We start from the raw sequence: 17339 nt of genomic DNA, 5'->3' as shown, positions 1-17339 counted from the left end.
GATCGGTTACGCCAACGCGCTCACACCGGCGCAGGTGGCAGGTCTCGCCGGCGGAGCGTTGACGCCGACATTGCTCGACACCCTGACTGGCAATACATCGCCGGATCGCGATTCGCTGACCGCCTATCAATATTCCCTCACCGGCAAGGTCTCGAGCATTCGCACGGCGGTGACCGCGAATCCCGCGTCGGACCGGCTCACCACCTTTACCTATAACGCCTTCGGTGAGAACGACGTCAAGTTCGAGGTATTCGATAGCACGCGCACGCCGCGCACCGAGTACAAGTATGACAAGCGGGGCCAACTGACGCTGACTCGATGGGACAGTGCGGCGGGCGGCCTGGATACGTCGGAAGCTCGCAGCTACGACGCATTCGGCTACTTGCGCACCGTGACCGATGCACGCTCGAACGTAGTGAGCCGCTTCGAATATGACCGCCTGGGACAGCAGACGGCCAGCATCGACTCGAACACCGCCGACCGGACGGTCACGAGCTACGACGCTTTCGGGCGCGTGTTCAATGTGTACGACCCGTTCAACCGTCTCACGACGTACCGCTACGACGAGGTGAATCGTCGCATGATCGTGACGACACCGCAGAACATCGTCGTCACGACCGAATTCAATCGGCACGGTCAGGTGTTCGAGGTCACGGCGGCCGGCGGGACCACCACGTACAGCTACGATCGCGATGGGCAGTTGACCCACGTTTCGGACGATCGAGGCACACTCGAGTCGCGCTCTTACGATTCCGGTGGCCGACAGATCACGACGACCGACGCCAACGGAGTCGTCACGCGCTTCACCTACGACGCGGCGAATCGTGTTCTCAGTCGTATCGAAGATGTCGGCGGGTTGAGTCTGACCACGACGTATACCTACGACGGCCTGGGCCGGGTGACCTCGGTCGTCGAGCCCAGCGGCCGACGCACCGATACCACTTACTATCGTGACGGCAGCATCGAGCAGACTGTCGTCGCGAATGGCTCCGAGCCGATCACCACACGCTACGTCTACGATCGTGCGGGGCACGCCCTCACGGTGACCGAGGGATACGCCAGCGACAACCCGCGAGTGACCGAATATCGATACGACAACCTGGGCCGAGTCACTCTTCAGATCGTCGATCCAGGCTCGGGCTACCATGCGAACGGCCTGCCCATTCTCAACATCACGACACAATATTTCTACGACGACAACGGCAACCTGACGCGCAAGATCGATGCCGAGCTGAACTCGACCTGGTACGTCTACGATGAGGACAATCGGCTGACGCACACCATCGACGCGCTCGGCGGCGTCACCGTCAACAAGTATGACTACGAAGATCGTGTGATCGAGACGCGGCGGATCGCGACCGCGCTGCCCACGGTCACGATGAACACACTCGCCGGCCTGAACGAAGTGACGTTGGCCAACTTTACTGTCTCGGAGACCGGCGCCGATCGCACTCAGCAAACGGTGTACGACCTCGACGGGCGCGGGCGCTTCAGCATCGATGCCATGGGTGGCGTCATCGAGCGAACCTTCGATGACAACGGCAATGTGACACGCGAGCGCGCCTATGCGACGCGCATCCCAGTGACCTCTTACACGAGTGTGTCTCAAGTGGTCATCGCGCTCGGTTCCGCCGTCGTCGACACCATCCAGGCGGAAGATCGCGTTCAATGGACCGCGTATGACTTGCGCGGCCAGGTGACGTTCACCGTCGATGCCCTGGGCGGCGTGATTCGTTACGTTTATGACGAGAACGGCAATGTCACGTCCAAGACCGAGTACGCCAGAACGACCCCGACCAATGGCAGTATGTCGAACGGCGATCTGGCAGCCTGGGCCGAGCTGCCCGTCAACAGGGATGACGGACGCAATCGCGTCACGCGTTACTGGTACGACGCGACCGGTCGCCTGCGCTACACGCTGGATGCAGAACGCTATCTCACCGAGCTGACTTACAACGACGCGGGCCGGGAAGATCGCAGGATCGTTTACGCCAATCGCGCCACCATCAGCGCGGGCGCGACCACCCAGGATATCGCCGCGCGTGCGCCAGGCGTCTCGATCACGACCGATAGCAGCGTCGATCAGACCACGACCACGAAGTACGACGCGGCCGGCCGCGTCTATCAGATCTGGGACGCGTACAACAACTACGAGGAGTTCCTGTACGACCGCCTTGGCAATAAACGCAGCTATCGCAATCAGAAGGGCGCCGTCTGGGCCTATATTTACGACGCCAACGGCCGGCTCCACGAAGAACGCAGCCCGCTGGTGCAGGTGACGACCGTTACTGGCGGCGACGGTTCGCTGGACAGCAATAGCGACGAGAACGTGATGGCACACATCGTCACGCGCATGACGTACGACGACCTGGGCAACGTGCTCACGCGCACCGAGGGTATTCAGCGCTTCGACGACGCCAACCATACCGAGATCGCCGCCGGTTCCCGGGTCACCACCTATGTTTACGATAAGTTAGGGCGGCAGACGCGAACGTACTACACGCCGGTCGGCGTCTACTCCGGCGGCGTGAACGATATCTACGTCGCCGGAACTGCTGTCGTGCGCACCGAGTCCACGCCGCTGGCGACGGACTTGTATAGCGAAGTCGCTTACGACACTTTCGGTAACGCCTATCGCAATCGTGATATTGCGGGCTATTACAGCTTCAAGGTGTACGACGCGCTGGGCCGCGTTCAGTACGAGGTCGATGCCGAGAATCAAGTCACCGGCTACACCTACGATACTTTCGGCAATCAGCGGACACTGAAGCGATACGCCACTGCGCTGACCGGCTCGCTGTCGACAACGTCCACCGGGCTTGCGGCCTCCGACGTCGTTGCTCTGCTGTCGCCGCTGGGCAGCGAGGATCGGGAGCTGACTAAAACCTACGATCGCCTGAATCGGCTTACGCAGGTGACCGAGACCGCGGTGTACAACTATGAGACCCGTCGCAATGACCCGAGCGTGGCATTTCTGGCGGGCGCGACCACGTTGAACGAGTACGACGCGTTCGGTCACGTGGTGCGTTCGCGACGGCTGGTCAATCCGTTGCTGGGGCAGTATGCCGACAGCTATTACTACTACGACCGGATGGGGAACAAGACGGCGGAAGTCGATCCGCGCAATTTCCTCACAATCTACGAGTACGACGAGACGGGCGACCTGACGCGGCAAGTCGAGTACGCACGCCCGGTGACGGGCGCGGTATCGACCAGTTCGTATGGCACCGTGGAGCCGACGACACATATCACTTCGCCGAACAATCCCAACGGTTACGACCGCGAGACGCGCTTCACTTACGATCGGCTGAATCGCAAGAGAAGCGAGACCAAATACGATGTGGCGTACACCACGATCAGCGGTACGACTACGACGGAGGATTACGGTCACCAAGTCACCAGCTTCGATTACGACGCTGTCGGCAATCAGGTGAAGGTGACGCGCAACGGCGCGATCACCTATACGCAATACGACGCGCTCGGCAGGGCGACTCTGATCGCGGCACCCGAACGCGATCGGGGCGACGGCGTAAGGGTGACACCGCTGACCGTCTTGAATCGCGATGTCCACGGCAATCTGGTCGAGCAGATCGAGTACTTCAACGGTGCGAGCTCGATCGGCGAGACGACGCATAGCGTGACGGCTGACGCTGCTCACGATCGGGTGTCGCGCTTCGTGTTCGACTTGCAAGGGCGTGTCGTTCACTCCGAAGACGCCAGCGGCGCGGATCGCTTCGCGTCTTATAACAGGCGCGGCGAGCTGGTGAAGGAATGGCAGCCGGTCGTCAATAACGACGGCGGCACCGACAGCCTGGTCACAATCTACGAATACGACAAGGTCGGCCGGAAGACCGCCACCATCGAGCCCAGGATCGCTACCGGCTCGGCGACCGGGTCGGTCATCGTCACCACCAAGGTCAAGTACAACGCCTTTGGCGAAGTCATTCTCAAGGGCGTGGTGGACGGCGGTCCCGACAGCGGCCAGCAGGAATATTTCCAATACGATCAGATGGGCCGCATCTGGCGCACCAACAGCGGCGACGGCGTCGACAAGATCTACGCGTACAACCTCGCCGGCAATGCCACCGTCGAGCTCAAGAGCAAGTCGGTGGATCTCAAAACGGCGTACGCTTCGGCGAGCCTGGCGCTCGAGTCCGCAACGCCGCGTGCCGAAACCGTGTATGACGTGAACGGCAATGTCGAGGCACGACGCGAGACGACCTTCGGCGTCGCCAGCCCGTATCAAAGCATCGATGCCACGTTCCAGTTTGGCGATCTGCTGACGCCGAATCCGCCCAACGCGGTGTATCAGTACATCCAGCTGGATCTGGGCATGGGCCTGGGCATTTACGTGCTCAATCCGTCGCCCTGGTCGGCGGGTGGCGGCTACTACCAAGTTTCACCGCCGAGCGCCAGCAATCCGCAGGGGACTTATGCGCGGGTCGCGCAAAGCAGTTATTCGCTCACCGAGAAGCCCCACATCTATTGGAACGCCCCGCTCGAGCCGGGCCTGACGAAAACGTTCGAGTACCGCGTCGCGGGCTCGACCGGCGCCTGGCAGACGCTCGCCGTCAACCCGGTGGGGAATTCGCAGATCGGCGTCGACGTTAGCAATGTGCCGACCAACGGTTATGAATACCGCGTCAGCTATACCCGTCCCGGCGACACGACGCCCTATGCGCGTGCCGAAGGAACATTCACGGTCAATCAGTCCACCGTGACGACGCTGAGTGTCAGCACCAGTCCGGCCGTGACTGGCATCGGGGGACTCGCGCTGCTGCCCGGTTCGGTATCGACAACATTGCGCTGGGTAGCGCCGGATGCGTCGTTGACGGCTACGCTGGAAGTGCGGCTGCAAGGCTCGAACAGCTGGGGTGCGCCAATCTACGCAACTTATCACCCGGCGGAACAGCAGGGCTCTCCGCCCATCATCCTTCCTCCAATGTTTACGGCGAGCTTTCCCACCGTCGGCGGCACTTACGAGTATCGCATCACGCACACGCGTGATGGTGAGACGATCGCGCTCAGCACGGGCTCGCTCACGCTTACTGCCCCGAACACTACGACGACAGGTTCGAACATGGCGGACGCTGCTTGGAGCTTCATTGGCACCGTCGGTGCGTCCGCCAGCAGTGCTCCATCAGGAAATCCTTCCGTCACGCTACAGTGGGCGGACCATGCCTCGCCAACTAACGAGTTCATGTACCGTTTGGTCGGCACCACCAACTGGACTTACCCGCAGCTCTCGGTTTCAGGGGGCGTCGTGCAAGTTTTGCTGGGCGCGCTGCCGCCCGGCACCTACGAATACTATGCGCGTGACGGACAGTGGCTGCCATACCCGCAGAACCACTGGATTGGTAACTCCGCGAGCGGTCAGTTTGCCGTCACCTCGACGTCGGCTACAGTCACCAGTCAAAACGTCTATCAAGGGCCGCTGCTGGCGACGATCACCGCGTCGGTGGTCGTGCCGCCGCCGGTGGTCACGACCACGATCAGTTGGCCGATCCCAAGCAATATCGGCGGCACCCCTGCTTTCTCGTATCGGCCAAGCGGCAGCTCGACCGGGACCACCGCCACGATCACGCAGTCCGGCGGTTACAACTACGTCACGCTCGCCGGGCTGTCAGGCCCGTATGAATATTCCATTCTCTACTCGACGTATAACCCGTCCGGCCAGCCGATCGTTACCGTCCATGCCACGGCGAACGGCCAATTCACCGTGTCCGGTGCATCGGCCACCGTCACCAGTCAGACGAACTATACTCCCGCCGGTGGCAGTGCTGCTTATCTCTCTGGCGTTTCGGTCAGCGGCAGCCGGCTGACCTGGACAGCAGCGCCGCAGCCGGGCACGACTATCACGGTCAGCTACACCAACACGTCGACTGGGGCGACGGGCACGTTGACGCCGCAACTCCTCAGCGGCAACACCTACACCGCCGACTTCTATGGACTGGTCAGCGGTCCTTATCGCTATCAAATTTCCTATGTGGCGAACGGCGTCGAGTATCTGCGCGGCCCGGGCACGCTGAACATCACCACGAACACGACACCGGCGAGCGGCAGCGCCGGCACGCCGACGACGCCGGGGCAGATCATGGGCTTCGCCGACTTCGGCAGCAGCCTGGGCTATCTGATGTGGACCACGCTGCCGGCCTCCGGCGCGTCGATGGTGTTTCGATACAAGGCTGCCAATGCCACTTCGTGGGCAGGCACGCTCACTCCATTCGCAGTGGCCGGCGGCTACGCGGTCAACGTGTCCGGCCTGTCGGGCGCGATCGAATATGAGCTGAGTTACACGCGCGCCAACGAGCAGACGCCGTACATGATCGGCGGCGGCACCACGACGATCGTTCGCACCTCGGATACCGGCGGCTCGACCGGCCAGCCCGGCCCGAACAATCCGACGCCGACCACGCCGTTGCTGACGCAGGCCGTCGATCGCTGGGGCAACGTACTGGAGATCATCGACGCCACGAGGCGGGCGACCACCAGCTATCGTTATAACCAGCTGGGCCAGCTGATCGAACAGAAGCTGCCCGAGGCCTCGGCCACCAATACACAGGCAACGGTCAGCACTGCCAACGGTCGCGCCACGTCTTATAACTACTATGACTTGTTCGGTCGCTTGATCGCGACCCGCGACGCGAACGGCAATCTGAACCGGGTGACGTACAACGAGGCGGACCAGGTCATCGTCGAAACGCACGCCGACGATGAGTACCGGAACTACGTCTACGATGCTTTCGGTCAGCTGGTGCAAGTGGCCGACGAGCTGCGCTTCCGAACTCGCAACGTCTACGACAAAGCCGGCAATCTGGTCACGGTCGCGCAGGAGCTGGTGAACGGGGCCTTTACCAACATCAGCCCGTTCAATCTCGACACCGCCAACTCGGCAAACATTCTCAAGCACGAGTACGACTACGACGAGGCCGGCCGACGCTTGAGCGAGACCAGCGGCGACACGATGTCCGGCAGCAGCAGCGCCGAGACCACGCGCTATTGGTACGACCTGCAAGGCAACGTGGTGAAGCGCACCACGCCGCGCGGGTGGGCGACGCTGTACGAATACGATCTCGCTGGCCGCAAGACCAGGGAAACCGATGCGATCGGCGGCGTCTCGACCTGGCGCTACGATTATTTCGGTCGGGTGCAGGATCACGTGGATCTGGCCGGCACGGACTATGACTATGTCTACAACGAGCTGGGCCTGCTCGATCTGCAGACCAACAACAAAGGTCAGAACATCGACTATCAATACGACGACGCGGGCCGCGTGACGCGAATCGTCGAAAACAGTCCGGCGGCCGCGGGCTCCGGCCTCGCCAGCGTGAATCGCATTACCGAATATGCGTACGACGTGGTGGGTCGGCGTATTCGCGAACGGGTCGAGATCGACGGCTTGATCCATCAGGACACGCACATCGGCTATGACGATGTGGGACGGGTCACGCAGCTTTCGGATATTCGCTATCGAATCACGTATCGCTACGACGCGGTCGGTAATCGCACCGAGATCCTGGCGACCTATTACGATCACGGCGGCACGCAACAGACCGACGATCTCTGGTACACCTACGATAGGATGAATCGCGTCAAGATCAGCCAGGGCAAGAACAGCGCTGGCGTTGGCGTGACCAACGGCGGCACGATCGGCATCGATACCAGTCAGGGAATTTCGCTCCTTTACGATGCAAAGGGTCAGCGCAGCAGCGCACGCACCAACGGCACGCGGCTGGAGGTCGACAACCACTACCGCATCGTCTACCCGGGCGGCGGCGGACCGGGGCCGGGCATCCCCGTGCCGGAGACGACGTATCAGGAGGTGAGCGGACTCAGCACCGAATCCTATACATACGATGGCGCCGGACGCCTGGTGCAGACCCGTCGCGAGGCTCACACGGTCAATCGCGATCAGACCGGGGCCGTGATCGGCAGCAACGACGATGCGTTCCTGATCAGCACTCGCACCTATGACGGCGCTTCGCGCGAGCTGAGCGACAACTATGTGACTTTCGAAGTCTCCTCAGGGCTGCTGCGGCGAGTGGATCGCTCGCGCGTTTCCAACTATGACGACGACGGCCGGCTGGCGAATCAGACCACCAAGAAAAATAACGTCAACGAGTCCTATATCGTCTATGGCGATTCGACTTACTCGACCGGCGGCACGTATTACTACATGGATCCGTTCTCCCACGTGCTCACGCCGTACACGATTCCGGCTTCGTGGTCGCCCGGCTACGACGCGGCCGGCAATCTGCGCGGCTACATCGTCAAGGTCTACAACACGACGACCTCGCAGGAGCTGTACACCTCGACTTATCGCATCGAGTATCGCCCGGGAGAAACATATCTGGAGGAGCGTCAGACGGTATCGAGCACCTCGGGCGGGCCAGGCTCCGGCACGACCGAGAGAAAATACAACGTCAACGGCGAGCTGGTGCAGTTCATCGACAATGAAGACCAGACCAAGAACCGTTACTTCGCCAACAACGTCCAGGGTCAGGCGCTGACGGTGGTGCAAGGCCAATACGACGGCCAGTCGAATCGCGCCACCGCGCACCAGGCCTTCCAGTACGCGCTCGGCACGCCCGGCCCCTACAACAGCACCAAGGCCCAACATTTCTTTTTTGCCAACGGTCAGCAGGTCGGCAGCTTCGGACAACTGACCGAGAACGGTGAGTTCAAAGCCAACTTCGACGTGAACTACACGCCTGTCTCCGAACACTATCCCGCGCCCAGCGTGAGCGAAGTCGTCGTGCAGATGGGCGACACGCTGCGCGGAATCGCGGCGCGTATCTATGGCGACGCCAATCTTTGGTACTTGATCGCCGAAGAAAACGGTCTCGCCACCGATCCAGGCACCGAACTCACGCCGGGCACGTCGCTGCGCATTCCGAACGACGTCGTCTCGATGTCGAACGCGGCCTCGAGCTTCAAACCCTACAACGCACAGGAAGCGATCGGCGACACCACGCCGACCCAGCCTCTGCCTCCGCCGCCGAAGAAGAAAGGTTGCGGCGTGATCGGCATGATCCTGGTGATCGTGGTGGCGATCGTCGTGACGATCTACACCGCCGGCGCCGCTGCCGGCGGTGCGAACGCGGTTCTCGCAGGCGCTGGTGGTACGACCGCAGGTAGTACCTGGGCTGCGGGCATGGCGGCATTCGGTGTCGGCGGCGGCCTCGCAAGCACCGGCACCGCCATCGCCGCTGCTGCGATTGGCGGCGCCGTCGGCAGCGCTGTTTCTCAAGGCGTTGGCATCGCTATCGGCGTACAAGATGAGTTCGATTGGAAGGGCGTCGCCATGGGCGCGATCGGCTCCGGCGTGTCCGCGGGCCTGGGTGCGTTTGGCACTAGCGCCTGGGGAGATGTCGTCAGCAACGCCGTTGGCGGTAATCCCTATGCACTCGCTGCGATCAACGGCGCCGCTTCGAGCGTGCTCACTCAAGGCATCGCCGTCGTCACCGGTCTACAGAGCAGCTTCAACTGGCGCAATGTGGCGATCTCCAGCGTGGCAGCGCCCATCGCTCGCGGCTTCGGCGTCGCCGCCGGCGAGCTGGTACCCAAGGCGGGAGATTTCGGCGTCCAGTTCGCCTCCGGCCTCGGCGGTTCGCTGGTCCGTCGCGCGTTCGGAGGGAAGGAGGACAGCGCGACGATCATTGCGGACGCGTTTGCTAATGCGTTGGGGAATAGCATCGTGGATTCGATGAAGGGACCGCGGAGTACGCGACCGACCACGAATGAGCCGGAAGAGATACAAATCACTGCTCAATATGTCGGGCCCGACGCAGAAGCTCGCAATGCGCGACTAGTCAACAGTCCGATCAATATAGCTAGACCAATGCACGACTTTGGGAGTGTTTCGGTGATCGCGCCGCGCATCCGACGCGGCGAAGATGCCGGTCTCGACATGTGGTACGCCCTTGAGAGCATGCGGAGGATGTTCAACAAGGAGCAACAGCAACTCATCGATCAGATGGGTGATTGGGCCGGCCAAAACTACAACACGGTCCAGAATTTGCTTCGACCCAGCCCAACCTATGTGGACAAAATGGCGAGCGCGTACGACGCGCTGACGGGCGCAGACCCCGGAACAGGGCTTTCTCAGCTGGGTTACGCCTATGGCGGCGATCGTTGGCTAGGGGGCCAATACCTCACGGGCGGTATCAAGAGCGCCGTCGACTTCGCCGTTGCCGGTACGGCGAGCATGCTCACCAACATGCTGCTGCAACCTGATCCGATGATGGCCACCGTGAATCCCGAAGGATTCGAGCGCCTCCAAGCCAATGCGGCACATCAAGGGGACGCGGTGTTCAGTGAGCTGTCATGGGCACCTACCAGTCTCGATCAGCAGCGGGCGTACGGCTACGGAATGAAGACACAGGCCGTCGCGTCGCTTACCTATGGTGGGTATAGTCTGGTTAGGGGAGGGGTCAACGCGCTGAGCGCGCTACGTACCGAGGCGTCCGCGTCGTTGGATGCGGCAGCGGTGTCGTCTACTTTGCCGGACGAGGCGCTGACCGTACAGCTGCTTGAGGCGGCGGAGCAGAAACCGTATGGCGTGCCGCCTGGTCAAAGCCTGATGCTGCGGCCCATTGAGATCGAGTTCCCTGCTGCGGGGCTGTCGCAAGCAGAACAACGCCTGTTCAGCTCGCATCTTGCCGAACAGGAATGGACGCTCAACCGCATTTCCCTGACGGCGGCGGACGACCTGGAATTGAATCTACTTAATTACCCAAATGTTAAGCGCCAGGTGGATAATGCGAGAAAGATGGCGCGGCAGTACCTGCCCGGTTCGGGACAAGGGCTTGATGCCGCCCATGCATTGGATAGCGTAGCCGGCGGATATATTCACGAGTTCGTCGGCTTCCGAGATCCTATCCAGCAGCGAATCGGTTCGCTGTGGCGGACCCGACGGGACCAAATCGTTCCCGGGCGCGAACATCGGTTAGTACCAGTTTTTGACGAATGATGACAATGCAGACACCAGCATCGGCTGAGCCGCAAAAGTGCACGTTCCACATTGCCGCCTTCGGCGTGGATGGCAGTTTGGTCGGGATGGATATGTGGTCTTCAGAGAGACTGTCAGGCCAGTGGCTGGCCATCTGTAGAGAGTACTTGAATCAGCACGGCTCATCCTTTGATGAGCCGTGGAGTGGAAAACTGTCTCATATTCGGACCAAACTCACCGCGGCGAGGGGTGCTGCGTTGGTGACTTTCAGCGCACATGGTCGAATCGTAAGTTCTCTGGCCCTGGCAAGTGGCGCGTCGCAGGTGACGGAGAAGTCCGTGCTCGAGATGTTTGTCAACTCGCTCCGACAGACGCAACTGGTTCGCGTTGCTGCACGAACCCAGGAACCTTTTCAGCAGGTTCTTCAGATCGCTGAGAGACCGGTGATGATTGTAGTGCCCTGGGCAGACGAGGCGATCTCGGAACAGGACCATACGCTCGTCAGAGAACTGTCCATCCATCTGGCTGCGGCATTCTTCTTGAGGCCGAGTTGATCGAGTGCCCTACGCAGGTCTCAGCTCGAAGTAAACCGATGGCGTTCTACGTCAAGATCATGAAGACAGCTGAAGAAGAAGCTTCAGCAACATTCACCTTTGAGAGTAGTTCTGGCGCGACTGGCGAACTGAGGTTCACGAAGCAAGACGCTCAGGCGACGCTGCTTCGGCCGATGCCGGGAGACGAAGGCGAGCATAACTATGTTCGTGCAGTTGCAAAGCTGCGTAAGGAATGGAAGACGGGTAGCTTGCCGGAGATGACGGTATGGGCCTCATGAGGCGCCCCGCGATAGCGCGCTAGCTACCGCTCGGGAGGTGATCGACGAGTCGAAAACTGGGGCGCGATCTTTCCGTATTTGATGTCGCGTTACGCCGCCGCCGGCGCTTAATATAAAGCGTACGAGGTGCCGCAAGGAGAGCGTTTTGCCGCCCAGCAGAACATCCTGGCGAAGTGAACGACTGTTACTCGCGGGTGCACTGGCTGTCCTAGGGATGTCGGTTATTCCCGTTCCGAAAATATCTGTACATCAACGCGTACCAAGAGGGCTGGGGATGGGGGCTTATAAGATCCGTATTCCGACTTCGGTCGTCTCACGACCGAGATCTGGCGCGCGATTCGTCTGGTGATCGACACCGGGCTGCATTCGAAGGGCTGGACCGAGGAGCAGTCCGTCAAATATTTCCTCGAGAACTCACCGGCTGCTGAAAGTCAGATCCGCGCCGAGGTGCAGCGTTACATCATCATGCCTGGCCAGGCGACCGGCTATAAGATCGGCATGATGAAGATGGAGGAATTGCGCAAGCGGGCCGAGGCTCAGCTGGGAAGCAAGTTCGACATTCGCGGCTTCCACGACACGATCCTCGGCCGCGCGCAGATGCCGCTCGATCTGCTCGATCAGCGCATCGACCAATGGATCGCGGAGCAGAAGGCCGGGCTGCATAAGTCACCGCGCTGAGGAGTCAACAGCAAAATCCGTTCGTGGATTTTTTCTTAAAAATCCTAAACCGCTCTCCGAAACCCTGGATGTATTCCAAAGCCGTACGACATCTGCATGTCGTCGGTACCGGAACATACGATTCAGGCAGGGGGCGACATGGTTGCTGTGGTCAGCGGGTCGGGCTTGGGGCTGTTCGGCTCTTCAGTGGCGGCGTTGGGCGGCGTAGGCGCGACGGGCAACTCGGGTCTCGGGCGCGGCACTGACCGGGTGTTCGTCAACAGCGTGACCGGCAACCTCGTCGTGCAGAGTCAGGATGAGCGACTGAGCGGGTTCGCCCAGGATATTTCGCTGGTCCGCACCTACAACTCGCAAGGGTTGATGGATGACGACAATGGCGACAACTGGCGGCTCGGCGTGCATCAGCGGCTGCACAGCTGGGGCAGTACGACCAACACCGCCGGCAGCACCGTCACCAAAGTGTTCGGCGACGGACGCGAGGTGGTCTACAGCTATGACACCGGCCGTCAGGCTTACGTCAGCACCGATGGCGACGGTGCGCATGACACGATTACTTACAGCGGCGGTCAGTGGACCTGGACCGATGGCTCCAGTCGCAACAGCGAAACCTACGATGCCACCGGGCGGTTGACGGTGTCCAGGGACGCTGACGGCAACGCGCTCACTTATACATACACTGGCCAGCAGCTGACTCGGATCGACGACTCGTCCGGCCAGCAAACATTCCTCGACTACGTCGACTTCGTGAACAACGACCTGGCCGCGATTCGCGTGGTCAGCAACGGTCAAACACAGACGCTGACCCGCTACTACTACGACAACCAGCATCGCCTGCGACAAGTCATCGTCGACCTCACGCCGGACGACAATGCCGTCTCGCTCGTCGACGCCAATAGCGACGGACTCTACGAGGGCGTCAATCAGCAAACGTATGTGACGACCTATACCTACGATGGCACGAGCAAGCGCATCGCATCCATCGCGCAGAGCGACGGCAGCTACGTCGCGTTCACGTACGAGAATGTCGGCGGCAACTATCGCGTCAAGACGTACGCGACCAGCGATCAGGGAGCCAGCGGTATCGGCACGAGCGCCGAGCGACTGACGACGTTGACCTATTCGAGCTCAGGGCTGCTGGCCAATGGCTCGGTGCTTTCCAATACTCACAGTCAAACCAGCAGCATCAGTTATCCGCTCGGCGTGCAAGCGCAGGGCTGGTCGCCTGCGACCACGCTCGAGGATGGATCGCTGCACGCGGACAGTCCGCAGATCGCGTTCGATGCCCAGGGCAATGGGTTCGCTGTCTGGGCGCAGTGGGACAACGTGTACGCGCGTCGCTATACCGCGGCGACCGACAGTTGGGGCCCGCTGATCACGCTCGACAGCTACAACGACGAAGCGTTCTCTCCCGTGCTCTCGCTCGACCATACGACGGGCAATGCCATCGTCGCCTGGGTGCAGAGCGATGGCACGACCAATCGGCTGGCGGTGAGCCGGTTCACGGCGTCCACCGGCACCTGGAGCGCGGCGTCGCTGGTTGGCACCTGGAGCGGATCGGGCATCACCGCGGAAGTTCTGGATGCCGATGTATCGGGAAATCACGCCGTCATCGCGTGGGTGGTGGACAACGGTACGACGCGGGATCTGTATCAACAGATTTTCAGCCCGGGCTTGACGACCACTCCCGGTCTGATCGAGGCCAGCACCGAAGGCGCCGATCAAGTCCAGACTCAGATCGATTCGAACGGCAACGCCATCACGGTGTGGCGCCAATCCGATGGCAACGCCGAGCGCGTCTACTTCAATCGCTGGGACGCCAGCTCGCAACTCTATTCGGGAGCGGCGCTGTTGGAGAATTTCCCCGATGGCGCCAGCTGGCCGCGCATCGAGTTCGATGCGCAGGGCAATGGTATTGCGATCTGGGGTCAGTGGAATGGCTTGCAGATGCGCCGCTTCGACGCGACCACCGAAACCTGGGGTGCGATCGGCCCGGTGATGCCAGCGACCGTCGATTACTACGGTTGGGACATGGCGGTCGATGCCAGTGGCAATGTTGTAGTGGCGTGGACCGAGGGCGATTGGCAAGACAAGACCTTGAATGCGCGGCGGTTCGATGCAGCCACCAACAGCTGGAGCTCGGTCGCAACGCTGGCAACTTCCGTCGACGAGATGAGTGTCGCGATCTCCGGCTCGACCGCCGTCGTCACGTGGTTGCAACTCACTTCTGGCGCAAACGACGTGTATGCCTCACGACTCAGTGGCGGCACGTGGCACACGCCGGAGTTGCTCGAAACGCGCACGGAGGAGCCTCGTTCGCTCAATGCCGCTGTCGACGATGACGGCAACATCAGTGTCGTCTGGTGGCAGGACGACGGCGTCGCCAGATCCGTCTTTGAAGCGCGCTACGAAGGCACTGGCGGCGCGCCGTCGTACACCGTGCCGAGCGGCGCGACCTGGCAGTCGATCGCAAACGAATTCTATGGCGTGAATAGCGTCGAGGCCGGAGAAGCGCTTCGCATCGCGCTCGGCAATCCGACGCTGACCACGGGCGCCCAACTGACGAATCTTCCGTCCACGCTGACAGTAACGACCACTCAAACTGTCACGGTGCCGCCGTACTACACCGTCCAGGCCGGCGATACGTGGGCGAGCATCACACAGGCGATTTATGGCACGAACGCAGCTGCGGCGGTGACCGCGCTCCAGACTCAGCTTGGCAATCCGACTCTTACGACAGGACTCGAGCTCACCATTCCGACGACGTTGTATGTCGGTAGCGGCGGAGGGGTGCAGACCGATGTGGAAGACGCACTCGGCCTGATCACTACGTACACGCACGACAGCTCGGGTCGACTGACGAGGGTGTTGAGCCCGACGGTGAATGGCTCGCGCATCGAAACGCGCTATGCCTACGATGCGGCGGGTAACCTCACATCGATCACCGAAGATCCGACCGGCCTCAACCGGATCACGACCTATGGTTACGACGCGAACGGCAATCTGACTCTCACTCGGGACAGTGCCGGCGACACCATCACGCGTACCTATGACAGCAACAATCAATTGCTGACGGAAACGCGGTATGCGGGACGCGATCCGGATGGCGCGGGCAGCGGCCAACCGACCGATCCGAAGACCACTCACTATGTGTACGACGCCGAGAGTCATCTTCGATTTGTGATTTCGCCGGAAGGTCGAGTGACCGAACGGCAGTACGACGTCGCAGGTCGACTCGACCTGACGCGGACCTTCACCGCCGCAGAGTACGCCGGATCGAATTTCGCCGAGAACGATCTTGCCACGTGGGTTGGATCCGTGGACCGCTCGCAGATGGAGCAGGTGCTCTACGCCTACGATTTTCGCGGCAACGTATCGAAAATCACGCGGTATTCGGCGACCAACACTGCCGGTCAGCCGGTGGGTACCGCGATCGTTTCGCGTTTCGTGTACGACCAGCGCGGTCAGTTGTTACAAGCGATCAATCCGCGTGGCGAAGGAGGCGTTCCCAACGACTATCTCACGTCGTACACCTATGACGGCCTGGGCCGAGTGCTGACCGTCACCGAATGGCTCGATTCCTCGACGACGCGCACGACGATCAACAACGCGTATGACGATTCGGGTCGCGTCACGCGCACGACGCTCGCGAATGGGCTGCTCACGACGCGTTCCTATAACCACGCGGGTGAATTGATCCGCGTCGACGTGGGTACCGCCGCTACTCCTGCGGGGCTGGGCACGACCAAGTATGCCTATGACGCGGACGGACGGCTGCGCATGCAGACGGATCCGAGCGGCGCGCGTCACTTCTTCTACTATGACGACGCGGGCCGGCAGATCGCGCAGGTCGACGGCGACGGATCGTTGGTCGAGTTCGTTTACAACCGCGCTGGCCAGCGCATCAAGACCATTGAATATGCCGCGCTGATCTCCTCCGCGACCCCATTGGTCGATGGTTCAAACAATCCTACGAATGTCGCTCTGTCCACGCTGCGAACGGCAGCGGGCGGCAACGCTGCAAACGATCGCATCACTCGCAATGTTTATGACGTAACGGGTGCGCTCGTTTACACCATCGATGCGTCCGGCGCGGTCATCGAAAACCGTTACGACGGTGCCGGCCGCCTCACTGACGTCATCCAGTACGCAAATCGCATCATCATTGCGCGAACTGTCGATGAGGTGCTGCCGTCGGCGGTCACCGTCACGACGCACGACGACAATCGTCGCACGCGCTATTTCCATGACGCCGATGGACTGGTGATCGGTGCGCTCGACGGGGAAGGCTACCTCACCGAATATTCCTATGACGGCGCGGGTAATCCGATCGAGCAGATCCGCTATGCCAATCAGAGCGCGGTCGGGGTGCGCGCGACCGGCACGTTCGCCGATCTGAAGAGCTCCGTCGGCACCGATACGGAAACGACGATCGATTCGGAGCGCGACGAAGTCACGTATTCCTATTACGACGGTCTGGGCCGCCTGACCGGCGTGCTCGATGCCGAAGGTTACTTGACCGAAACGCAGTACGACGCCGGCGGCAACGTCAGCAAGCGAATCCGTTACGACCAGGTATTGCCGTATCGCTCCAGTGTGTCCCAGTTGCGTGGATTGGTGTCGAGCACGACCGTCCGTGAGACCACCGATTACACCTACAACGGCGAAGGTAAGGTCACCAGCGAAGTGGTGACGCGGGGAACACCGACGGCAGCGTCGAGTGTCACGACGACCTACAGCTACGATCTGATGGGGAATCTCGTCAGCAGCACTCGAGCCGCGGGCTCGGACGAAGCCCGCACCACCGACGTACGCTATGACATCCTGGGTCGAGTGATCCAGGAGTTGAGCGCGGAGGGGCACCAGCGAATCACATTGGAG

At 61.1% G+C, this 17339-nt stretch carries 5 protein-coding genes; all 5 read left to right on the top strand.

Annotated elements, in window-relative coordinates:
• The first annotated feature begins 34 nt into the window (after window positions 1–34).
• Entirely contained in the window at window positions 35–10972 is a 10938-nt protein-coding gene (locus ACFPN2_RS34750) for a hypothetical protein (RefSeq protein WP_380605332.1), read from the top strand.
• Window positions 10973–10977: 5 nt separating this feature from the next.
• Window positions 10978–11505, top strand: a complete 528-nt coding sequence (locus ACFPN2_RS34745) for a hypothetical protein (RefSeq protein WP_380605330.1) — start codon at window positions 10978–10980, stop codon at window positions 11503–11505.
• A 38-nt stretch (window positions 11506–11543) separates the two neighbouring features.
• Window positions 11544–11783, top strand: a complete 240-nt coding sequence (locus tag ACFPN2_RS34740) for a hypothetical protein (RefSeq protein ID WP_380605329.1) — start codon at window positions 11544–11546, stop codon at window positions 11781–11783.
• Window positions 11784–12128: 345 nt separating this feature from the next.
• The gene (locus tag ACFPN2_RS34735; protein ID WP_380605327.1) at window positions 12129–12461 is read left to right on the top strand and encodes a DUF885 family protein; all 333 of its coding nucleotides are present in this window, start codon (window positions 12129–12131) and stop codon (window positions 12459–12461) included.
• Between the two features lie 96 nt (window positions 12462–12557).
• On the top strand, window positions 12558–17339 hold a 4782-nt coding region (locus tag ACFPN2_RS34730; RefSeq protein WP_380605325.1), incomplete at its 3' end, for a DUF6531 domain-containing protein.

The sequence above is a fragment of the Steroidobacter flavus genome (assembly GCF_042651805.1).
Classification (GTDB): domain Bacteria; phylum Pseudomonadota; class Gammaproteobacteria; order Steroidobacterales; family Steroidobacteraceae; genus Steroidobacter; species Steroidobacter flavus.
This window is presented reverse-complemented; position numbering and strand designations above follow the sequence as displayed.